This is a genomic window from Chitinophaga sp. 10T418 (assembly GCF_056394125.1).
This window is the reverse complement of sequence record NZ_JBFTHG010000007.1, coordinates 21,749-45,916: the sequence shown is the minus strand read 5'-3', so window position 1 is coordinate 45,916 and position 24,168 is coordinate 21,749. Positions and strand designations below refer to the sequence as shown.

General features: G+C 43.6%; 15 protein-coding genes. 8 read left to right on the top strand and 7 right to left on the bottom strand.

Translation table 11 applies throughout. The features are described 5' to 3' along the window. Positions 1-45: 45 nt before the first annotated feature. Positions 46-1,971, bottom strand: coding sequence for a 1-deoxy-D-xylulose-5-phosphate synthase (dxs, locus tag AC1DCV_RS21025; protein WP_477025015.1), 1,926 nt, complete (start codon positions 1,969-1,971; stop codon positions 46-48). Between the two features lie 462 nt (positions 1,972-2,433). Between dxs and AC1DCV_RS21020 the strand changes: the two genes are divergently transcribed. Together AC1DCV_RS21020 and AC1DCV_RS21015 are read left to right on the top strand one after the other, a co-directional pair. Beyond that, the gene (locus AC1DCV_RS21020; RefSeq protein WP_477025014.1) at positions 2,434-3,231 is read left to right on the top strand and encodes a sensor histidine kinase; all 798 of its coding nucleotides are present in this window, start codon (positions 2,434-2,436) and stop codon (positions 3,229-3,231) included. A 91-nt stretch (positions 3,232-3,322) separates the two neighbouring features. After that, positions 3,323-4,051: a LytR/AlgR family response regulator transcription factor gene (locus AC1DCV_RS21015; RefSeq protein WP_079469799.1), complete on the top strand. Its 729-nt coding sequence runs from the start codon at positions 3,323-3,325 to the stop codon at positions 4,049-4,051. A 94-nt stretch (positions 4,052-4,145) separates the two neighbouring features. Here AC1DCV_RS21015 and AC1DCV_RS21010 read toward each other — a convergent pair whose 3' ends face one another. Then, positions 4,146-4,901, bottom strand: coding sequence for a phosphoglycerol geranylgeranyltransferase (locus AC1DCV_RS21010; protein ID WP_133806845.1), 756 nt, complete (start codon positions 4,899-4,901; stop codon positions 4,146-4,148). A 326-nt stretch (positions 4,902-5,227) separates the two neighbouring features. Here AC1DCV_RS21010 and AC1DCV_RS21005 point away from each other — a divergent pair, with 326 nt between their 5' ends. The 3 genes from AC1DCV_RS21005 to AC1DCV_RS20995 all read left to right on the top strand — a co-directional run bounded on the left by AC1DCV_RS21005 (position 5,228) and on the right by AC1DCV_RS20995 (position 10,083). Beyond that, the gene (locus AC1DCV_RS21005; RefSeq protein WP_477025013.1) at positions 5,228-8,524 is read left to right on the top strand and encodes a vitamin B12-dependent ribonucleotide reductase; all 3,297 of its coding nucleotides are present in this window, start codon (positions 5,228-5,230) and stop codon (positions 8,522-8,524) included. A gap of 549 nt (positions 8,525-9,073) precedes the next feature. Further along, positions 9,074-9,574: a hypothetical protein gene (locus AC1DCV_RS21000; RefSeq protein WP_477025012.1), complete on the top strand. Its 501-nt coding sequence runs from the start codon at positions 9,074-9,076 to the stop codon at positions 9,572-9,574. A gap of 20 nt (positions 9,575-9,594) precedes the next feature. After that, positions 9,595-10,083 carry a YcxB family protein gene (locus AC1DCV_RS20995; protein WP_477025011.1) on the top strand — a complete coding sequence of 163 codons (489 nt, stop codon included), beginning with the start codon at positions 9,595-9,597 and terminating at the stop codon, positions 10,081-10,083. 10 nt (positions 10,084-10,093) lie between these two features. Here AC1DCV_RS20995 and AC1DCV_RS20990 read toward each other — a convergent pair whose 3' ends face one another. From AC1DCV_RS20990 to prs, 5 genes are all read right to left on the bottom strand, one after another. Continuing rightward, positions 10,094-10,810, bottom strand: a complete 717-nt coding sequence (locus AC1DCV_RS20990; RefSeq protein WP_477025010.1) for a DUF2490 domain-containing protein — start codon at positions 10,808-10,810, stop codon at positions 10,094-10,096. Positions 10,811-10,923: 113 nt separating this feature from the next. Further along, positions 10,924-12,411 (bottom strand): SusD/RagB family nutrient-binding outer membrane lipoprotein, encoded by a 1,488-nt coding sequence (locus AC1DCV_RS20985; protein ID WP_477025009.1) that lies wholly within the window; start codon positions 12,409-12,411, stop codon positions 10,924-10,926. 12 nt (positions 12,412-12,423) lie between these two features. Further along, entirely contained in the window at positions 12,424-15,957 is a 3,534-nt protein-coding gene (locus AC1DCV_RS20980; protein ID WP_477025008.1) for a SusC/RagA family TonB-linked outer membrane protein, read from the bottom strand. Positions 15,958-16,090: 133 nt separating this feature from the next. Beyond that, on the bottom strand, positions 16,091-16,363 hold the full coding sequence (locus AC1DCV_RS20975; protein ID WP_477025007.1) for a GNAT family N-acetyltransferase: 273 nt from the start codon (positions 16,361-16,363) through the stop codon (positions 16,091-16,093). A 282-nt stretch (positions 16,364-16,645) separates the two neighbouring features. Then, positions 16,646-17,578 carry a ribose-phosphate diphosphokinase gene (prs, locus tag AC1DCV_RS20970; protein WP_477025006.1) on the bottom strand — a complete coding sequence of 311 codons (933 nt, stop codon included), beginning with the start codon at positions 17,576-17,578 and terminating at the stop codon, positions 16,646-16,648. Between the two features lie 162 nt (positions 17,579-17,740). On the opposite strand from prs, the gene AC1DCV_RS20965 reads away from it, so the two are divergent. The 3 genes from AC1DCV_RS20965 to AC1DCV_RS20955 all read left to right on the top strand — a co-directional run bounded on the left by AC1DCV_RS20965 (position 17,741) and on the right by AC1DCV_RS20955 (position 24,168). Further along, complete coding sequence (locus AC1DCV_RS20965) at positions 17,741-18,472, top strand: carboxypeptidase-like regulatory domain-containing protein (protein ID WP_477025005.1); 732 nt, start codon at positions 17,741-17,743, stop codon at positions 18,470-18,472. A gap of 191 nt (positions 18,473-18,663) precedes the next feature. Beyond that, positions 18,664-21,252: a tail fiber domain-containing protein gene (locus AC1DCV_RS20960; protein WP_477025004.1), complete on the top strand. Its 2,589-nt coding sequence runs from the start codon at positions 18,664-18,666 to the stop codon at positions 21,250-21,252. 15 nt (positions 21,253-21,267) lie between these two features. Continuing rightward, positions 21,268-24,168: a hypothetical protein gene (locus AC1DCV_RS20955; protein WP_477025003.1), complete on the top strand. Its 2,901-nt coding sequence runs from the start codon at positions 21,268-21,270 to the stop codon at positions 24,166-24,168.

Below are 24,168 nucleotides of genomic sequence, written 5' to 3'. Positions count from 1 at the left end.
CTCCTATCTACTACCAAATCCGTAATTATTAATTCGTAATTCTATTTAAATGGTCACCGTAATTTTTTCCTTCAGCATCTCCCTGGTAGTGCGGGCAATGCCGGCGGCATCAAATCCGCATTCGCGATAGAGTTCTTCCGGCTTACCGTGTTCTATTAATCTATCAGGGATGCCTAATCTTTTTATTTCTGCTCTGTAGTTGTTGGTGGCCATAAATTCTATCACGGCGCTACCGAAGCCACCTACTATGGTTCCATCTTCCACGGTAATTATCTTGTCGAATGACTGGAATATTTCGTGGAGCATGGCTTCGTCCAGTGGTTTTACAAAGCGCATATCGTAGTGAGCGGGTTGCAGCCCATCTCCTATTAGTTCTTTACAGGCTTCTGTAACGAAGTTGCCGGTATGTCCGAGGGAGAGAATGGCAATATCTTTACCATCACGAATTTTACGGCCGGTACCAGCTTTGATTGCTTTAAATGGTGTACGCCATTCGGGCATTACACCTTGTCCGCGTGGGTAGCGGATAACATAAGGCATATCGTTTTCGGGCAGTTGTGCGCTGTACATCAGGTTACGCAGCTCTTCTTCGTTCATTGGTGCGCTGATGATTACATTTGGGATACCACGCATGTAGGCGATATCGTAGGCGCCATGGTGTGTAGGGCCATCTTCTCCCACCAGTCCTGCTCTATCCAGGCAGAATATTACGGGGAGCTTTTGAATGGCTACGTCATGAACGGCCTGATCGAAAGCACGTTGAAAGAAAGAAGAGTAGATCGTACAGAATACGCGCATGCCCTGAGTTGCCATCCCTGCGGATAGAGTTACTGCGTGTTGTTCACAGATACCCACATCGAATGCTCTCTGCGGCATTTTCTCCATCATAAATTTGAGGGAGGAGCCGGAAGGCATGGCAGGGGTGATACCGATGATTTTATCGTTTTGTTCTGCGAGTTCAATGATAGTGTGGCCAAAAACGTCCTGATATTTGGGAGGTTGGGGGCTGGTCACTGGTTTTTTGAATATTTCGCCGGTGATTTTATCGAACAGTCCTGGTGCATGCCAGGTGGTTTGATCCTTTTCTGCCAGGGCATAGCCTTTACCTTTTGTGGTAACGATATGCAGCAGTTTGGGGCCGGGAATATCTTTCAAATCCTGCAGGGTATCAGCCAGTTTGGTGATATTGTGGCCATCGATGGGGCCAAAATAGCGCATCTTCAGTGCTTCGAAGAGGTTACTGGATTTGGATACCACACCTTTGAGGCTGGCTTCCAGTTTGGAGGCCATGTCGCGGGTGAATTTTTTACCTACAGGGAGTTTTCCCAACAGGTTCCATACATCATCCCTTACTTTGTTGTAGGTAGGAGAAGTGGTGATATCTGTGAGGTATTCTTTCAGCGCGCCCACATTAGGATCTATGGACATGCAATTGTCGTTCAGAATAATCAGCACGTTGGCGTTGGCTACGCCGGCGTGATTCAGCGCTTCAAAGGCCATACCTGCTGTCATGGCGCCATCACCAATAACGGCAATGTGCTGACGGTCAAATTCGCCTTTGTAGTGGGAGGCCATGGCCATACCCAGTGCTGCAGAAATGGAGGTAGAAGAGTGACCTACACCAAAGGTGTCGTACCGGCTCTCATCTCTTTTCGGAAATCCGCTGAGTCCTTTGTATTTCCTGTTGGTAGGAAATGCTTCCCGGCGACCGGTCAGGATTTTATGACCATAAGCCTGGTGACCTACGTCCCATACCAGCTGGTCGTATGGCGTATTATAAACATAATGCAAAGCTACTGTCAGCTCGACTACACCAAGACTGGCCGCAAAGTGGCCACCATGCACACTTACTACGTCAATAATGTATTGACGCAGCTCCTCACATACCTGGTGAAGCTGTTCTTTATTCAGCTTTCGCAAATCAGCGGGATATTCTATCTGGCTCAACAGTTGACCTGCCTTAATATTCATAATTGGGCTCAGGGTTTATATTAAGTAACAAAAATACATAAAAATATGTGGTAAATCGTGATCCTGTAACAGGAAAGTAGGACAGAATGGAGATATCTCACCATTCAGACAGAGGCATCTGCCATTTACCAATTTTGATTCACCATTTATAACATTTAGGTTTCTGCGGGGGGAGCTGTAGGGTATTTTTGGAATATAGGTGAAGTTTACTAATTTGATTTAATGTTTAGACAAATAAACAAATATTGGTGGTGTCAGATTTTGGGGTGGTCGGCTTATTTCGTGTTAAATTGTTTTTTTTACTACGCCCTTGATAAGTCGATACTTAGACTATCTGACTTCATTAATTTATTGATATTCATTACATTAGGACTTTCCTTAACGCATCTTTTCCGGACTTTGATTAACAGGCGTAACTGGGTGACTTATAGTTCTGAAAAGCAGATTTTTTTATTTTTTACCATGGTGGCTGGTACGGCAGTGACGTTATATATGAGTTATAACGGGCTGATGTACTTTGTATTTAAATATAAGCAGGAAGACCTTGTTCCCAGCATCATCAAGGGGCTGGTATCTGCATTTGGTATTGCTTTTTTCTGGTGGATGATCTACTATATATGGCACTATATAGAACGGAACAGGAGTTCACAGGTAGATCAGTTGAAGCTGGAAACCACGGTGAAAGAGCTGGAGCTTAAAACAATTAAGGCGCAGTTAAATCCGCATTTTATTTTTAATGCGTTAAACAGTATCAGGGCGTTGGTAGATGAGAATCCCCAACGAGCCAGAACCGCTATAACAGAGCTTTCCAACATATTACGCAGTTCCATGCAAACGGAGAAGGCGGAGACAGTGAGTCTGGAAAACGAATTGAATATAGTAAAGGATTACCTTGCACTGGAACATATCCGTTTTGAGGAGCGCCTGAATGTGAAGTACGAAATTGATCCGGATACGTTGGAGTTGCAAGTGCCACCTATGATGCTTCAAACACTGGTGGAAAATGCTATCAAGCATGGTATTTCCCGCATTATCAAAGGTGGTTCGGTTTATATTAACTCTTCCCTGAAGGGTATGCAGCATGTAATCACCATTGAGAATACCGGACAAATAGTAGAAAACAGTATAAATGGCCATGGCTTTGGTTTACAAAGCACCAGACAAAGGTTAAGTCTTTTGTTTGGCAACAGGGCTTCTTTTGAAATCAGGAATAAAGACGAGCAAACGGTAGAAGCTACTGTAGTGATGCCCTTGCTCTAATCACTTGTTATAAACTGCTGTAGCCGCTGGATAGCAGGTATGGCTATTATTATTTAATCAATTAAATCATCAACCAAACTTCATATTGCCAATGAAAAAAGCATTGATAATAGATGATGAACGCCTGGCCAGGAGTGAACTGAAAAAATTGCTGGCAGATCACCCGGAGATAGTGGTGGTGGGAGAAGCTGTGAACGCGAAGGATGGTATAGAAAAGATAGAAACACTGCATCCTGATTTACTGTTTCTGGATATCCAGATGCCCGACAAGACGGGTTTTGACTTGTTGGCAGAGCTGGAAAAAACACCGCAGGTGATTTTCACTACTGCATACGATGAGTATGCATTGAAAGCATTTGAGTATAATGCGCTGGATTACCTGTTAAAGCCCGTAGAGCCTAAGCGTTTGGCGGATGCGATTCATAAATTGCATCAGCAGGATGAGAAAGATCGTTTGGCTGCATCAGGTGGTATCCGCAACTTATTGTCTGAGAATGACCAGGTTTTTGTGAAAGACGGGGATCGTTGCTGGTTTGTGAAACTGCAGGAAATACGTCTGTTTGAAAGCGTAGGTAACTATGCAAGGGTGTATTTTGAAACAAACAAACCTTTGATTCTTAAATCATTGAATGCGCTGGAGGAAAGGCTTGACGAGCGTACTTTTTTCCGTGCCAACCGTAAGCATATTGTAAATCTGCGGATGATTGAAAAAATTGATACTTACTTCAATGGTGGTCTGTTGCTGGAAATGCGCGGCGGCGAAAAAATTGAAGTGAGCCGTAGGCAGGCAGTGAAGTTTAAGGAAATGATGAGTTTGTAAAAAAGCTTTTAGTCATTAGCTATTAGCAGTTAGCCGAATGCAGCGGAGTATAATATACTTGCTGTATTCGGCTAACTGCTAATAGCTAATAGCTTTATGCTTTTACTGGTACAGAATGCACGGCATCTGCCAGTTCTTTAATCAGCGAAAGATCTTTTTCGATGGCGTTGCCTACCACAAGGATATCAGCACCGGCTTTGCAGTTCAGATAAGCCTTTTCAGCGTCCCTGATACCTCCACCTACAATAATAGGGGCCTGTACCTGGCTCGCAACACGACTAATCATACTTTCCGTGATAGGTACACGGGCGCCGCTACCGGCATCCATATAAATCACTTTCATACCCAGCATCTCACCAGCCATAGCGGTACACATGGCAATATCTGCCTTGTCTGCCGGGATGGGTGTGGTATTGCTGATATAAGATACAGTAGTGGGGGCTCCACCATCAATCACCATGTAACCGGTAGAAATCACTTCCAATCCACTTTTTTTGACAGCAGCAGCGGAAACCACGTGCTGGCCAATCAGTAATTCAGGATTTCTGCCAGAGATGACAGACAGGTAAAGTAAGGCATCTGCATATTTAGATACCTGTGAAGGGCTTCCGGGAAATAATACAACGGGTATATCACAGCTGGCTTTCAGCTGCTGTACGCATTCATCAAGATGATCAGAAATCACCAGGCTGCCTCCAAGGAAGATATAGTCAACTTTGGCAGCAGTGCATTTGGCTGCAATTTCTATGATATCGGCAGGTGTTACCTTATCCGGATCAATTAAAACCGCGAATGCCTTTTCCTTTTTAGCCTTTCTTTCGATGAACGAAGTGTATATGTTATTGTACATCAATAGCGCATTGTTCCGGTTGTCGCAAATGTATAATATTTTTATTAATAACACACAGTGCTATATAAATATGCATTCAATTCATTTTCTATTCATGAACTTCATGATACCTACTTCATTATATGTTATACAACTGCAAATTTCTTGTTAACGACAAATTTTAAGCCGGATTTCTTTAGGGGTTATAACAAATGTGTTGGCAAACTGTTTGAGCAATTATCCACAATCTGTGCAAAATAAAAGGATCAGTCCCCGTATTTAAAAATTAATTTTAGAGTACTCCGCATTACTAACTCATTTGTATCACCTAAGAAAAAGTTATGGGCATGAAAAATCCAGTCAATAGTACGAGTGGCCTCGCGTTCTCCCGTCATTTTACTAAAGAAGGTGTGAGTCCTTACGATCAATTTACGTACGAGCTACGGTCTTCCGTTATACGCAATCCTGGTGGGGATATTGTTTTCGAAATGAATAACGTGGAAGTACCGGCAGGATGGTCGCAGATCGCCACGGATATACTGGCACAGAAATACTTCCGTAAGGCGGGCGTACCGCAACCGGATGGTACATCGGGGCGGGAAACATCCATAAAGCAGGTAGTACATCGTATGGCTAATTGCTGGCGTGCCTGGGGTGAGAAATACGGTTATTTTGCGTCTGAACAGGATGCCAGGATATTTTATGAAGAGCTGAGTTACGGGATGCTTAATCAATCTTGTGTGCCTAATTCTCCACAGTGGTTCAATACAGGGCTATTTGAGAGTTATGGTATCAAGGGAAAGCCTCAGGGACACTATTATGTGGAGCAACATACCGGGCAACTGGAAAAATCGACTTCTGCTTATGAGCGCCCTCAGCCGCATGCATGCTTCATTTTGAGTGTGAGTGATGACCTGGTGAATGAAGGCGGCATTATGGATTTGTGGATGCGGGAAGCGCGCATTTTCAAATATGGTTCCGGTGTAGGCACCAATTTTTCGCATATCCGGGGAGATGGAGAGAAATTGAGTGGAGGTGGCACTTCCAGTGGATTAATGAGTTTTTTGAAGATTGGAGACCGGGCAGCGGGTGCTATTAAATCAGGTGGTACCACCCGGCGGGCAGCAAAAATGGTGTGCCTGGATCTGGATCATCCGGAGATCATGGATTTTGTTAATTGGAAAGTGGAAGAAGAAAAGAAAGTGGCTGCGCTCATTGCTGCAGGCTATTCTTCTGATTATGAAGGAGATGCATATAAAACCGTTTCAGGTCAGAATTCAAATAATTCCGTTCGTGTTCCTAATACTTTCTTTCGTGCCCTGGAAGCGGATGGTGACTGGGAATTAAAAGGCCGGAATGGTGGTAAAACCTTGAAAACGGTGAAGGCAAAGGATTTGTGGGATCAGATCACCTATGCCGCCTGGCGTTGTGCGGACCCTGGTACTCAGTATGATACTACTATCAATGAATGGCATACCTGTCCGAAGGGTGGGCGTATCAATGCGTCCAATCCATGTTCAGAGTATATGTTCCTGGATAACACCGCCTGTAACCTGGCATCGGTGAATCTGCGGCGGTTTTTTGATGATGAAAAGAATCTCTTTGATGTAAAGGGTTTTGAATACACCGTGCGGTTATGGACCGTGGTGCTGGAGATTTCTGTGCTGATGGCGCAATTTCCATCTAAAGAAGTGGCTCAGCTCAGTTATGAATATCGTACACTGGGTTTGGGGTACGCCAACCTGGGGTCTATGCTGATGGTAAGCGGAATTGCTTACGACAGTGAAGAGGCCCGTGGTATCGCCGGGGCACTTTCCGCTATTATGACGGGAGTTGCGTATAAAACATCGGCAGAGATGGCTGCTCATCTGGGAGCTTTTCCCCGATATGGGGAAAACCGGGAAGATATGCTCCGGGTAATGCGCAATCACCGGGCGGCGGCCTACGATGCGATTGATGCTTATGATGGCCTGGAAATAAAGCCAAAGGGCATTGATGCAAGGTACTGTGCAGATTACCTGTTGAAAGCTGCTACTAAAGCCTGGGATGAGGCTGTAAAGCTGGGAGAGCAATATGGTTACCGTAATGCGCAGGCAACTGTTATTGCGCCAACAGGCACTATTGGCTTAGTGATGGATTGTGATACTACCGGAGTAGAACCGGATTTCGCGCTGGTGAAATTTAAGAAGCTCTCCGGCGGAGGATATTTCAAGATCATTAACCAGTCGATTCCCACAGCGTTACAAAACCTGGGCTACTCCCCTCACGAAATCAAGGCTATTGTGGATTATGCCAAAGGAACCGGCAGTTTTGCGGGAGCGCCTTATATTAATCACCCTTCCCTGAGTGAAAAGGGATTTATGGGAGAAGAATTGAAGAAGCTGGATACGGCTGTGGCGTCTTCCTTTGACATTTCCTTTGTTTTTAATGTATATACTTTGGGAGAGGAATGTTTGCAGCGGTTGGGATTCAAGGCTGAAGAATACTATAGCCTGGAGTTCAGTCTGCTGCATGCGCTTGGGTTTACAGATGATCAGATAGATGCCGCCAACGATTTTGTATGTGGCACTATGACGGTAGAAGGTGCTCCTTACCTGAAAGATGCGCATTTGTCTGTTTTTGATTGTGCAAATAAGTGTGGCAAGCATGGTGAGCGCTATATTCATCCCCATGGTCATATCAGGATGATGGCGGCTGTGCAGCCATTTATTTCAGGGGCTATTTCAAAAACCATCAATTTACCTAATGAGGCAGTAGTAGAAGAAATTGCGGATGCCTATAAGATGAGTTGGCAATTGGGGCTGAAAGCCTGTGCTTTATACCGCGATGGTAGTAAATTAAGCCAGCCATTGAGCAATAAAAGCGATAAAAAGAAGAAAACGGAGGTTGGTACAACGTCCGCAGTGGTGCAGGATTTGAACGAGTTGACTATAGATGAGTTATTGGAAGAAGTAAATAAGCGGATGTTAGCCAGCAGGGATACCACGTTGAAGCGGCAGTTGTCCAGGATCGTGGAGCGGCAGGCTTTACCGTCCAAGCGGGGCGGGTTTACACAGAAGGCGAATGTAGGTGGGCAGGTTATTTTTGTGCGTACGGGGGAATACAATGATGGTACGTTAGGAGAAATATTTATCGATCTGGCAAAAGAAGGCTCCACATTGCGCAGTTTGATGAACTGCTTCGCAATAGCGGTTTCGGTGGGATTGCAATATGGGGTACCGCTGGAGGAGTTTGTTGATAAGTTTGTATTTACGCGGTTTGAGCCGGCCGGTATGGTGGATCATCCCAATATTAAGTCTGCTACATCACTGATTGACTACATTTTCCGTGTGCTTGGATATGAGTACCTGGGGCGGACAGACCTGGTGCATGTGTTAGATGCACCAGGTAATACGGGAGAAGATGAGGAAGAAGATGATGAAACAACCCGTTCGCAGGCGGCGGTAAATAATGGAGGAAAGGCAGCGCCACGTACTCCCAAAACACAGACTGTTGGTGCATTTCAACAGGAAAGTACCACACAGGATTATTTGAAGAGCATGCAAAGTGATGCGCCGGCGTGTAATACTTGTGGGCATATCACCGTGCGATCCGGAACTTGTTACAAATGTTTGAATTGCGGTAGCAGCATGGGTTGTAGCTGATTTGATGTTGCAACTTCTTGTTAATGATATGTTATTGTGCCTCTAAAATTTCAAAGAAAAATAACATGCCCTTACCTTTGTATTCAAATAGGGTTTTCATAGGATAGTAACAAATTGAGGGCGCTTTTCTAGGCGCCCTTACTTTTTATAAGAAATACCTGATTTTACCTTTCTATTTTTGAGCTAAGACTTCTCTCTTATTTTTTACCGCTCAATTTTCCATTTGATTTTTTTCTGTTAAAATTGATTTCGTTGCATCTTTTGAAATTATGCCTTGAAATATTTGATTTTTTCTAATATTTATACTTTTGTCTGAGTCACGGTATAATTTTATTATATTTGTTATTGTATTAATTTTTATTATGGTTACTGTCCTATGAAAAACCAAATATTCCTACACCGCATGACTCATCATGCACTGTAAATGACTCTCGAAAGCAATGGTTCGTCCATTGCTTTTGTTTTTTCAGGGGTTTCTACGCATATTTTTTAATCTATTAGAAATCTCAAAATATAATTGTATTTTTAAACTCGAAAATTTGACACCTTATGAAAAAGCTGTTGTTAATGCTGTTGGTAGTTTTGGCCGCAGCCGCTTCAGCAAATGCCAACACTGGTTTCAAGAATGGGGATAACAATGGAGAGAAAAACGGGGATAACAACGATAACCGTAATAACTCTAAAAACGCAAATAATACAAAGCCTGTACGGGTAGAAGAGTTTGTGTTAATGTTTCCACGAGTTGAAACAGCAGAGAAAGTTGATGAAGGCGAGTTGGAAAAAGCTATTGTGGATTTATACAAGTGGTATTTACAAAACGAGACCAAATTAAATACAAACGACTTCCTCAAAGGAAGTGGTAAGGAGTTGGCTTTCCCTTTTAAAGTGGATCCAAAAACCTTGCAGCAATATTTCCTGTTCATCAAGAAAAACTTCCCTGGTTTCAGCGAAGACGATCTGTCTAATGTAAAACGCGGCCGGAAGAAAGAAGCACCCGTTACTGTGCGTGATGAAATGGATAATCCTATGTCGATTTCAGTTAACAGATAAAATCGTTTTGCCAGGCGATAATGCATTTAGAGTTCAATTACAATAAGGGGGATGTGTTGCATGCATTGCGCTATCATTTTATGCAGAGGGGAGAGATAAAAGTCTTCCGCAATACCCTTATTATCTTACTATTAGCTACCCTGACAGGTTATTTTTTCAGCGTGGTAACTTCGGCCGCACTTACAGGTATTGTTCTCATGATATTGGTGCTGGGCTGGGTATTCTGGTATCTCCTACCCGTTTCTATCTACAACAAAGCAGCTACATTCAAAGACAGTATACATCTTAAATACTCCGAAGAAGGTTTATTAATTTCTACACGTGCGAGTGACCGGCAGCGGGCTATCAGTTGGAGTAACTTTTCTCAGGTAGTGGAAACAAAGAAATTCTTCTTTCTATACAGAGACAAAAAAACCTTCTTTCTTATTCCTATCAGTGCATTCGAAACAGAGGAGTCATACCGGAACTTCAGCAGTATGTTAAAGGCTAAGTTCAGCAATTACAAATAATACCATGGATTTATAAATCCATGGTATGAAATACGCTGAAATGCAGGATATGATTCATTGTTTTGGCACCAGATGTTACCTGTATCAATTGATTCATATACCCGATATCTGCTTTCAATTTAGTATTGAACTGGTAGCCAAATGCTGCCAGGAAACGATTCTGATCAAATAGCAGGTTGCTGATATCATTTCCCCACAGATTAAGAAAAATTTCATCTTGTAAGGCTACGTAAAAAGGGGTTGTTTCTTTTTTATGTTTAATGGCCAGTTGTGTGCGGTTGAAATAGCGGGCACGGTTGCCGTATTTCCAATCGCCAATGGCATGTGCGTTACCTGGTTTTGAGGGTTGCGCCACCCAACGTTGTTCCAGTCGTACGCGATGCGTCATATCAATATTCTTCGCCTTATGAATATACTGTTCGAAGATGCGTTGTTCCGGTAACCAGGTGTTACTTACACCATTATAGGTGGGCACGTAGGCGTAGCCCAGTAAAATATGGTCCTGTTTGGTCAGTGAATATTGTAATCCGCCGCGCATCAGTAATTGTCCTTTATTGCTGATGCCATCTCTGATACGTAGTTGAACATCAAATGGGATTGCCCATTTGTTATTGAGTTTCATGGTACCAAAATAGGTATACCAATTTTGGTAGGCTTGCGTCATATCCTGTGCTGATACAAAACGGACAATGGCCAGCAGGGCCATTGTGAGCAGTACTTTCCTCATAATTGCTGAATATAGGTTCGGCTTAAAGATAATTAAACCGATGCTAAAAAAAGAAAAGCGCCTGCAGATGCAGGCGCCGTCACATTGTTGTTTAGCTATAGTTGATTGTTGTATCAAAACTTGTTATACCACAGTTTGGTGCCTTTGAAATCGCCGCCAACAGCTGTTGCGGCCGCGTCATAATTGGCTTTATTCTGTGTTTGTTCCGGTATTGGATAAGTTAAACGATAAGGCACTCCTTCTGTAACACTTGCGTCCAGTACTCCGGATTTAGGCGCCATAAACAGCGGTTGTCCACCTGGTTTTTTAAATTTCAGTCTGGTTCTTTCAAACCATGCCTGGAAACCCTGGGGGTACAGTGCCAGCCATTTCTGGGTGCCGATTACATTTCTCCAGTCTGCCGCTGCATAAGGTACTTTGGCGATATAAGCATTGATGGTTGGTTCATCGATAGCTGTTTTAGTCAGATCGCGCCAGTAATGCATAGAGGCCTTGATGCCATTTGTATAGTGTGTAGCTGCATCACCTACGTTCATACCGCGTGCAGCTGCTTCTGCCAGGATGAATTCTACTTCTGAGTAACTCATCAGGATGCCCGGCATGGTAGTGCTATATACTTGTTTGCCGGGGGCAGAGTAGTAAGCATCGCCTTTGTGCAGCGGATCTGATGTACTCCAGCCGTAAGGCAATCCTACAAGCAACTTCTCCTGATCTGAAGGGCGCGCATATATTGGCAAACGGGGATCATCCAGGCCTTTCATATAATCCAGCAGCGTGGTACTTACTGCGAAATCAATGATCGGACGATCTTTATCGTTCTGGGGATACCTGTTAGGCACCGCATCCACATATTGGAATTGTGCACCCTGGAGATTGTCAGTAAAGGCTTGTTGATAATGTGCTTCAATAATCTGTTTGGCTTTTTGCGGGCTGGCGTCTACCATACGGATAGCCATGCGCAGGAGGAGTGAATGTGCCAGTCTTCTCCAGCTCTCCACGTTACCGTTGTAAATGATATCTCCCGTATTAAAACTGGTTTGTGATGCATCTAATATTTTTATTTGCGCCTCCAGTGTATCAATCAGGGAGTTATAAATAGCCTGAGGATCATCGTATTTAGGAGTAATGTCGGTTGTATTCTGGAACGCCTCTGAATAAGGTATATTACCATAGGTGTCTGCCAATACCTGGAAAAGCCAGGCGCGCATGATATGGGCGATGGCATTTTGATTGGCCACCCCTGGCTGACCTGCTTTAGGTTTGTTCATGGTAATGAGCGCATCCAGGTTGTGGAGTGAGTAGCTGTACAGCGTATTCCACAAAGTATTGTTATTACCCTGATCGAGTTGATACTGACTATCGGCTACTCTTGCATTTCCTGACCAGAACTGTGCATAATGCATGGCGATATAGCCATTCTGCAAACCGCTGTACAGTACATCCATGGCGGATTTCTGGGCACCGGTCAGCAGGTATTGTGGTTCTGTGGTGGTTGGTTTGGTTGGATCTCTATTCATATCATCCAGTTTTTTACAACCGGTGATAGCCAGCGAAACGGTTAAAAGCAATGCACCACTATATTTCAAAATCGTCTTTGTCATCTTCATAAAAATTTAGAATGATACATTCAGGTTAATACCATAAGACCGGAGTGAAGGCAATGCTCCCCCTTCAATTCCCTGGATGTTGGAAGCGGAATTGAGGATGTTGGAAGGATCCACGTTAGGAGCATTGGACTTGATCAGCCAAAGGTTACGACCATAGAGGGATACGCGGACATTTTGCGCACCGATTTTTTTGTACCAGGATTCCGGCAGGTTGTAGCCAAGTTTGGCTTCTCTCAGGTAGATATAACTGGCATCATACAGGTTTGCTGTGCTGATGGTGTTACCACTATTGTATTTGAAATAGTCTTGTGCCGACATGTTGAGGGTGTTCGGTTTACCATCTTTTGTAACACCAGGAGTAACGATGCCGTTTTCACGGATGCCGTTGGCTACAGTGCTTTCCAGCAGACCTGATTTTTCTCCGTACAAATTAGTGTAGGAGAAGAAACTCCCACCGTGTTGGAAATCGACCAGTGCAGAGAGGTAAAAACCTTTATAAGAGAAGGTGTTAGTAATACCACCTACATAATCCGGGTAAGCATTACCAATGTTTTTGATGGCACTGGGCACATATCGTCCTAAGGAGTCCACCAGTTTTTGTCCGTTAACATAAGTGTAGTCAGTACCACGAAGGGTTCCCAGTGGCTCTCCTACTTCAGCTACCACAGATACCTGTTGTGTACGGCGGTCGGTGCCGATGGTTAAGATAGGTAATGAAGTATTGTACTGTGGAACATCGAGGTTCAGCAGTTTATTACGATTGAATGCTATGTTGGCGTTGATATCCCAGCGGAAGCCACCTTTGAGGCGGATAGGGTTCAAGTTTAATCCAATTTCCACCCCTTTGTTTTCTACGCTACCACCATTTACGTAAGCGCCTAAGTAGCCGCTTGGCGCTGATACTGGTAAGGTAATGATCTGATTTTTGGTAACGCGTCTGTAATAAGTAAGATCGAGGCCAATACGGTTATCCAGGAATTTGAGTTCCACACCGCCTTCCACTTCCGTGGTACGTTCCGGTTTCAAATCCGGGCTATTGAAGGTGGTATTGAACTGGCCAACAGGGTTGCCGTTGAATGGCAGTATAAAGTTGAATGTATTGAAGGTGTGATAAGCATCTGCATCATTACCTACAGCCGCAAGGCTTCCTCTTACTTTACCGAATGATAACCACTTCCAGTCTTTCAACAGATCAGAAAATACAAATGACAGTGATGTTGATGGGTAGAAGTATTGATTATTGCCTTTTGATAAGGTGGAGGTCCAGTCACTGCGACCGGTCAGGTCGAGGAACAGGAAATTTTTGTAACCGATATTGGCGGTTGCAAATGCTGAATTGATTTGTCTTTCGAAATACTCATCAATAGGTCCGGCTGTTTGGAGGGAATTATTAAGGTTGTAGATATCCTTGATAATAAAACCACCGTTGGTGTAGCCGCCGGTAGTTGTCCATAAGCGGTGCATCAGGTTACCACCTACAGTAGCATTTAACTGGAAGTCTTCTCCGAAGTTCTTCTTTATATCTGCGGTTATCTGGTAGTTCATTTCTCTGGAAGTGCGTACCCGTTTGGTGTAAGTACCTGGCAGGTAATCCTGTGCGGTTCTTTCTTCTTCCAGTGTATTATAGTCGTCCATGAATACGCGGCCGGTGAAAGTGAGCCATTTGGTCGCATCTATATCTACGCCGGCATATCCATACAGCCTGTTACGTCCGTCTGTTTCATAGTCCATGTAGCGGTTCCAGTATGGGCCGTTGCTGGAGGAAATGCCTGGGTTATCCCATGATTTACGGTTCCAGGTGATCTGGGAACCATCATCGTATTTATATCTTTTTTCTTTTTCTATATCCAACTGACGTTGTCCGTACATGGTAAATTGTAAGGTAGGATTGGGTCCGGTGAATCCTGTACCGGGGCGGCCTTTTACTCTGAGCGAAGTATAGTTGATGGAAGCCACCGCTCTTACGCCTTTGGTGACTTCATAATTACCATTCACGGAAAGGTTATTTCTTTTATTGGTAGCATTGGGCAGTACAAAGCTTTGATCCATATTGCCGTAAGACAAACGGAAGGAGCCTTTATCGTTGCTGCCGGCCATGGATATATTGTTGGTCAGCGTGAATCCCGTTTTGTAAAAGTTTTTTACATTGTCTGGATGTGCAGACCAGGTGTCTGTTTGTCCGAAGTAAGGATTGTTTTTATTTTTATCCCATGACCAGTAAGGGCGGATTTTGCGGCCGTCCAGTTTGGGGCCCCATGATTCGTCTACTGCATATTTAGGCAGGAGGTCGTATCTGCCTTTACCGTTATTGTCATCGTAGGTAGCGCTTTGCTCATTGAGGAATCCTTCCGGGCTCTTGTTGTAATAGAGTGTATCGAAGCTGCCGGCAGTACCGCCGCCGTATTGGTTCTGGTATTTTGGGAGCACTGCTACCTGATCCATCTGTGCATTGAGGCTATAAGTGACGCCAATTCCTTTTTCAGCATCCGGGCGTTTTTTGGTGGTAATAAGCATAACACCGTTTGCGCCGCGACTGCCGTACAATGCGGTGGCGGCAGCGCCTTTCAGTACAGATATATTTTCAATGTCTTCCGGATTGATATCCTGCAGGGGGCTACCATAATCGTATCCACCACCGCCGTTCTGCTGGCCTGTTGCGTTGGTGATGCTATTCATCATAGGAACACCATCGAGTACAAAGAATGCATTATTGTCGCCCAGGATTGATTTTACACCGCGGATGGTAATTTTGCTGGAACCACCCATGGATCCTGTGTTGGTACTTACCTGTACACCGGCAACTTTACCAGTGAGTGCGTTGACAAAGTTCACTTCTTTAGCTTCCTGTACTGCGCTACCGCTTACTTCCTGCAGCGCATAGCCAACTGAGCGGGGATTCTTTTTAATGCCGAGGGCAGTTACTACCACTTCTCCCAACACTTTTTTAGTAGCATTGGAGGGCACCATGGTAATATTCAGTTCGCCTCTTTTTTCGATGGGAATGGTTTGTTCACCGAAAGTAGTTGCTGTTACCAGTATTGTATCCCTGATGCCTGCCTTGATGGTATAATTTCCGGCAGGATCTGTCTGGGCATTTAATTTAGTGGTTTTATTACGGATGATAGCGCCGGGGATCGGAGTTCCTTTATCATCTTTCACTGTACCGGTGAGAGAGAATTTCCCCACTTCACTTTTTGCGGTAGCCGGATCCGGAGGGAGGATGAGTGCGGTATCCTCTTTAGGAGCTGCAGTAGTGGTTTTAGTGGAATCAGGAACTGATTTGGCGGTAGTATCTTGCTTAGGTCTGGTAGTATCCTGAGCAGGCAGCGCTTTTTGTGCGGTATCCTGTTTTGGCTTTGTGGTATCTTGTTTTTGTTTGATACTTGAATCAGCTGCAGCGGGTTTAATCACTACCGGAACGGTGGTATCAGCTTGCAGTTTTGCGGAGAGATACCCTTCGGGTTTTGCGTATGCGCTGCTGGAGGTATAGCAGAAAAAGGCATAGCACAGCCCCGACCAGGCTAGTACATGGCTTCTCATTGTATAATTAAAGATTTGGTTACAAAATTTTTTGCCAGAAATCTTTTGCTGTCTATTGTTGTATTGATTGTCCATCAATATAACAATACAATCAAAAGTGCTTCTACAATGGGTTGCAGGAGCAAAAAAATTATTATTTAAGTTTTTTCCTCATTTCGTAGTGCGGAATGCCCACTTCTGTAAACTCTTCTCCACAAGATTCATAGCCTAGTTTCTGATAGAACCCCACGGCTTCTTTTCTAGCATGCATGGTTAATTCATCGAAGCCATTGTTACGTGCATATTCTTCTGCAAATACAATAATTTCTCTGCCTGCACCTTTTCCCTGTAAAGCGGGTGATACCGCCATTTGCCTTAGCTGCACGGTGTTTTCATTGATGGGCGTAAGCATACAACAACCGACCATAGTTTCTTTAGTGTTTATTTCAGTGAATCCTGCAATAAAAATGTCATTTATTTCCTGTTGCAGCTGGGCTGCTGAAAAGCTTATTCCAAGAGGTTTCGTAGCACTTCATTACGAAGGTCTACCATGGTGTGATAGTCACAACTACCGTATTCGAGTATACGAAAATCAAGCATGTTTGTTTCTTAGGTTTATGTACCGCATTTAAGCAATTGGCTGGTGGGCTGCTAATCTGCTACAGGGGCCCACAAGTGTTTGAAAGACAAATAGCTTGCCAACAGGCGCTCAGGGATGTTGCGAATTAAAGTAATTGACGATAAGTTGATCAACGGATTTCACCTGCAACATGTCGTCCTTTATGGTGAGCGCGTTGGGGTGTGTATCTGTGCAAATCACTTTTTTTATCAGGCCACTTTGTTTGATTTTTTCGAAGCCATTGCCTGCGAAGATACCATGGGTGGTTATTACACAGATCTCTGCGGCGCCGGCATCATGATAAGATGCTGCCGCGTGGATGAGTGAGCCTCCGGTACGGATCATGTCGTCGTAAATGATGACGGTTTTGTCTTTTACATCGGCACTGATAGCGGTAATAGCTGTTTCATCGCCAGAGATGCGGCGTTTAAATACAAAGGCAGCGGGTACGTGCAGGTCGTTAGCGAGGGATTCTACCCATTTAGCTCTGCCAGCATCGGTGCTGGCGAGCACAAAAGGCTTTCCGGCAGCGAGTTCCATGGCAGCATCCTTTACAAAGTCTTTTGCATATAAATGAACCGGGCGCACATCATTTTCGAAATACCAGGTGATACCATCCACATGAAGGTCGATCATCACAATCCTGTTACCACGTGAGGTATTAGGGAGAGAAGAAAACAGCACTGCGCGTGTTTTGGCTTTCACAATTTCTCCATATTTCACCGCGCGTTCCATAGTGGAATATCCGAAAAAAGGAATGATGATAGTGAGAGAATAAGCCCCCAGCTGTATACAACCGCTGGCAAGATCATATAATTCGAGTGTTGCTTTATCGTCTATAGTCCCTCCTATCAGGATCACTTCTTTGTTGCTTACATTGCTCAATATGCGATGATAATGTTCCCCATCTGGAAAATCACGTATCTCTAACTCCCCATTTTCCCAGGTAGTACCTGTGATTGACAGTATCCTATTTTTTAAATACTGGTAATGCTGTGTTGCAAAAATGATCTTCTGTGGCATGACTTTTACAGGATATATCTGAGATAATCGTAAAAATAAGTGATTAGGGGGATATTTATAATGTTGATAATTAATATTTTTGCGCACGAGCACTGTCATTTCCCCTGTTTTTTAACTTTTCATTTGCGGGTGGAACATTAAATTTGAAGGATTACTATATTCATGATTCGTTTTACAGCATATATCGGAGCACTGTTTTTTTTCTTTTTCATTAGCCTGCAGGTTACAGTCGCACAGGTGCGGTTGTCTGGAATGGTAGCGGATCAGGAGACCAAAACGGGATTACCTTTTGTTTCAATTGTCAACAAGAGGACTATGACGGGAACACTCAGCAATGAAAGTGGCCGTTTTTATATAGAGGCTATTCCCGGGGATACGCTTGAATTTTCCATGTTGAGTTATGCGCCAAAGCTGATCATCGCTCCTATGTTATCTTCTTCACAAGAAGTATATCTGCAGAAGCGGATGTTTGAATTGCAGGGCGTGAACGTACGTGGAAAGAATTATCATAATGACTCTTTGGCCTTACGTGATGAATACGGACGGTATTTTAATTATCATAAGCCTGGAGCAATGGATGTGCTGAAAACCTTACCAGCTAATCCTATCACGGCATTAACTTATCTTGTTCCCAGTAAAGTACGTAAGCGGAAAGAGCAGTTTCACGAACAATTACTGTATTGGGAGAAAGAGAAATTTATTGACTACCGGTATTCTCCGGAGCTGGTAGGAAAAATGACCAAGCTGCAAAGTCCCGAGTTGGATTCTTTTATGTATAAATACCGGCCAGGGTATCAGTTTTTGAATAATGCATCGGACTATGATCTGATGTTATATATCAAGCAATCATTTGAAACTTACCAGAAACAGAAGCTAGAAAAGAAAGAACCATAAACTAGAAAAGAAAGAACCATAAAAACAAGTACGCCAGGTGAGACTCACCTGGCGTACTTGTTTTTATGCGGCATATATCTCCTGTGAACATGTAATTATTTATATATTTGCCTCATATTACTTTGGCTGAGCAGTTGACCCAACATAGTAAGCATCATTAAAAGATCCTATACCAACAAGCTGTTTATTCTATGAAATTTTTATTCCGCCTGGTGCTGCTTTGTTTATTAAGCAGCATTTCCTATGCACAGACCGTATACCAGATCCGCGCAGACAGTGTTCGTATTTACAGTGGCTGCGATACTGCAGAACTGATTATTGAAAATCATACACAGGACACCACCGGTTTTTTATTTAACAAGGGTAAAGGCAGAACGGAGTTTCGGAAGCTGCGGCTGAAGATGCTGGCGGATAATTCGCTGGCGATTGTAGGGCAGGATACGCTTGCGTTGGGGACAGGGTTTGTAAGACTTCAAACGGCAGTAAACCAGCCGGGAGGATTTTCTGTTGCCGGAAGTGGATTCAGTACTGCACAATTTCAGGTAAAGAGAGATGGCAGTGATGCTGTTTCAGGTGGCCTGGCGTTATTTAATGCCATTCAAACGAGGGGTGCTATTTTCCAATTAAATGGAGATGTAAATCCAGGTGTATCTACCTGGATACACAATGGATCTGCCTGGGTTAAAAGAATGGAAATAAATTCGGGGAGTGGCGTTGTTGATATGCCATATGGGTTTATTGGAGGCAATACTTCGAAGATAAGGGGAGCCGATACACTTGATTTTACTCAGTCGTATCTGCAGTTCATGCGGGCCGATGGAGCAACGAGAATGGGATTGGTAGGTATGGCCAGTAAATCCAATAAAGATCTTTACCTGATAAGTGAACAGGGGAAAGTAAATATTTATCCCAACAATAATTCCCTGACAGGTTATTTGAGTGTAGAGCCAAACAATTTGTTATATAGTGGAGGTACTGTTACACTTGCCAATGCAACGTCCAATATGTTATCTTTTGTAGGCGGTGGTACAGGTGTTCCATCTTTTCTTCCCAGAAGTGTAGGAACAAAATTAGTATTGGGTAATACTATTGGTAGTGCATCAGTAGATCACGCAATGGGAGTAGAATCATCCAATACCTGGCTTTCAGTGCCTCAACAAAATAGCACCTTTGGTATCAAATTCTACGGAGGAACTACAGAGATTGGCAGGATAAGTGGAGTTGGGGTATCTGAATGGGCGGGTCAGGGTAGATTTAAAGGATGGGCGGATACCACTGTAAGGGGAGTGGCAGCAGAAATTGGGATGATTTACGGTGCAGCAACTTTTATAGGTGCTGACAGAACTGTTTCTCCTGCTAAATATATGCCTGTGGTGATAAGAGGAGGCTCTTCTGCTACTAATTCAAAAGGATTTGGAATTGATAGCATAGGTTATCGGCTTATAGAGTTTCGCAATGTGGGCGTTTTAGGAACTGATGCGAATGGGTATTTAGTTAATAGCTCCGGGTCTTTTATTCAGAATCAACAGAGTGCAGCACAAGCGGCCAATTCATGGGTTACTGGGTATTCATCTGCCGGTGCTGTAAGAACAACTGCTGCTATCAATAACGGAGACTTTTTGATGTATTCAGGTACGAATTTAACCCCATCAGAATTACGGTGGGCAATTTTTAAATCAGGTGCTGAAGCAGCAGGTAATGTGGGAGCAGATTTTGCGATAAAGACTTATGATAGCTTAGGTGCAGGGTTATCAACACCACTCGTAATAAAGAGATCAACAGGAGAAATCAGGTTGGGTACTATACTGGCAGAAACAACCGATGTAGATAAATTCCTGGTAAGTAATGGGGGAAACATCAGGTATCGGACAGGCGCGCAGATGTTAAGTGATATCGGTGGTGCCGCGGCAAATATCAACCTGTCGTCAGTACTTACCAATAGCGTTACCACTAAAAATACGATTGCTTTAGGCGTTGCCGGAGATGGGACCCAGTACAATTTTCAAACCACCCGAAACATCGGAACATTGAATGCCACTGCGTCTTTCGGCGTTTCTAATACAGGGACCAATATAGGAGGTGCATTTATTTCAACAGGAGATGGCAATTCTTCTACATCTAAAATATTTTATCTGAATAATACAGATGCAGCGCCTTTATATTCACCTGATAATGGCGTGAATAAGTACGCAGTATGGCATTCGAATAATCATCCTGCCGGTAAGGTATTTACGTTACCACTGACAGGTGCCAATGTACTGGCTTCTTTTACTACAAATGAAGCAGGCCATGTGACTGCTGCCACTACCAGGTCTCTGACACCCACAGACATTGCAGCCGCTCCGGCCAGCGGTTCTGCAAATTATATCCAGAATCAACCTGCTGCTATTCAAACCGGTAGCTTCAACCTGACAGGTGCCGGGGCACTTGGTGGAAATCTTACCGTAGGCGGAAATGAAACAGTAACCGGAAGTGTAACTTCTACCGGCTTCTATCAGTCTTCTTTACGGGCATTAAAAATGAATATAAAAACCTGCGAATTAAATGCTACCCGCATAATAGATAGTTTGAAAATCCGAGAGTTCGAATACAAAAAAGATCCAGGGAAAAAAGTAGTAGGTATCATTGCAGATGACGAACCATCCATCGTTTCGGGCGAGAAGCATGATCACCTGGACATGATGAATGCAGTGGGGTTATTGCTGAAAAGTGTGCAGGAACTGAATGCCAGATTAGATAAACTGGAACAACAAATTAATAAAGAACACACATCCAAATAAATATTTGAATATCCTATGAAATTTTTATTCCGTACGCTCCTGCTTTGTTTACTAAGCAGCCTTTCCTATGCCCAGACTGTATACCAAATCCGCGCAGACAGTGTTCGTATTTACAGCGCCTGCGATACTGCAGAGTTGATTATTGAGAATCATACGCAGGATACACTAGGTGTTCTTTTTAATAAAGGAAAAGGGCGAACAGAATTTAGAAAAATGAGAATGAAATTGCTGGGGAATTCACTGGCGATTGTAGGGCAGGATACAATTCAGTTGGGGACACTGGTGAAAACAGCGGTGGATACTTTATACAGATCAAATGATTCTTTGTATTACCGGAAGATGGATGGGACAACATTGGCGGTGAAACTGGATTTAAGCAGTTGGGGGGACAGCCGGTATGATTTAAGTAGTACCAATTTCAGGACTATCGTTTATGATGACAGCGTGTTGTACAATAATTGGACAGCCGGGAAAATCATTGGATATGACGCTTACAGAGGAGCTGATATGCCGGCATTATCTGATCAGGCATTTCAGGGAAAGGGGAATAAGACCTATTATAATGGATTTGCTTTACGAAGTGCTATCAGACCTACTGGCTTCGATTTTGCCATAAACTGGGATGGTGAATTACTCGGTCCGAATGGTGCTTTTATCCGAACTAAAGATGATACCAGACAAGAGTGGAGCGCCTGGAGAGAGTTGTTATTTAAAGACTATGGAGATAAAGCCTATATCCGGAATCAGAATGCCATTGCCCAACCAGCTGGTAGTTGGGTAACAGGTGTGATGAGAACAGAAGGCCGCCTTTCGTTACTTAAACCTGGGTCAGATGGTTTAGCCGCTAGTATACTTTTGGAAGATCCCGCAGGGAGTAAGGCTGCTAATATTCAATTAACAGCCAATAATACTGATGGATACCCGGGATTGGCATTCTGGGGGTATGATGCTATTGGATGGAAAGAAACTATGCGAATTACACCGGGAGGGCTTGTTGGATTAGGTGTTACTAATCCAAGGAGTAAAATGGATATTACGGGTGGCGGAATCAGAACCTCAGAATACATACATCTGCCATTTGMGAATTCTTCAAACGGAGGGGTTAACCAATTATGGAATTCTTTTGAAGGGCGACAACTATTTGCTGATCCTGAATTCCGGACAGGGCTGAATTCTACCTCAGTCTATAACAATTTGGGGGGAAACGCGGTTACTATGACCAGAACGAACACTGTTTTATCTAATGCAGTGCCCAACTCTTCCGGCTATTATCTTAAAATAGATTATAAGACGGGTTTACCATCATCACCAGGACTTGGAGGGTTTGTGGCTGGGATTAATACCGCAGCAAATAAGACGCATATTACCAGGATCCGTGCATTAATACCTGTTGGGTACTCCATACAACAAGCGTCTAATGCCCATGGATCTTCATGGATAGACCGGTGGTTAAGTAAAACTGAGGGAACTGGAAAATGGGAAGATTATATTTTCAGGTGGGGATCGGGAGATGGAGGGACCTTTTCTTCCGTGAATTATTTTTGGTTGACAGGTCCCACTGATACCGATGTCACCTGGTATGTGGCATATTTTGATGCTAAGGATGTGACCTCTTCTTCATGGGTGGATAACGTGACTACAAATGTAACCACGGCCAGGCCGCTGAAACTATCACTCAATACTGATTCTACTGAGTTAAGTCAGGGTACACAGAACGCATTACGAATCAAATTGCCCAATGGGTATACTGAAATAGGTGCGTTGAATACGGATTTTAGCTATTTCCAAACTGACAGGGCTAAATTTTACTTTGCGAAGCCTGCATTGAGTTTGAATGGTTCTGGAATTGTAGGATCTGATAAAGGAAAGACTAACATGTCTGTATTATCATTTTACGAAAATGATGCGAAAACGAGAGTAGGATATATCGGAAAAAGTGCTTCTGGTAATACTGATATGTATTTAACTAGTGATAGTGGAAATATTACTTTGGTGCCTAATACAGTAGCTAATCTCACCAATTTCCTTACCGTAAAACCAGCGGAATTATTTTATAATGGCGGGCTGATTAGTTTAAGCAATACTACTTCCAATAATATATTATTTGGTAATGGGTTAGGCGCTCCTGCTTTTAATACCCGCAGTATTGGTACGAAAATAACGCTAAACCCGGTAATGAGCGGCAGCCAGGGGGATTACAGTCTCGGTGTTGAATCATCCAACATGTGGTTGGCGGTACCTCAGAACAATACGACGAATGGCATCAAATTCTACGGCGGTATAACAGAAGTAGGCCGGATAGATGGTGCCGGCAATTCATTCTGGGCTGGAAGAGGCACTTTTAACAACCTGGTAACTACCACCATCAGCTCTAATAATTCCATCAGTGATGTGAGCATTTTCGGTGGAGCAGATGGTACCATATCTTCGAGAGGAGCAGAAGTTAAATTAAGGGGTGGTACCAATACGATCAGTCCGGGAGAAATGACTTTTCATACTGGTATAGCGCAAGGCGGAACTACCCAGCCAGAAAGACTTCGTATCACAGCAGCCGGAAATGTAGGAATAGCTACAAATGCTCCTACCTCTACTTTCCATGTGAATGGATCTGTTGCAAAAAATATAAAAATTATCACCAGCAACACCACTTTAACAGACGCTGATTATACTGTATTAATAGACGCTTCTTCTAATATAAATATTTCCGTTACGCTTCCTGATGCGACCACCTGTATCGGACGTATTTATAATATAAAACTTTTAGGAATAGGCGCATCTGGTGGTATGACCATAAAGCCAGCAACCGGKCAGAAACTGGATAACGCGACAACGTTCGTATCCAATGTTGCCTATCTGGGTGTTACTATTCAGGCAGCGGGTGGAAACTGGTATATCATTTCCAAAAGTCAGCCGTAA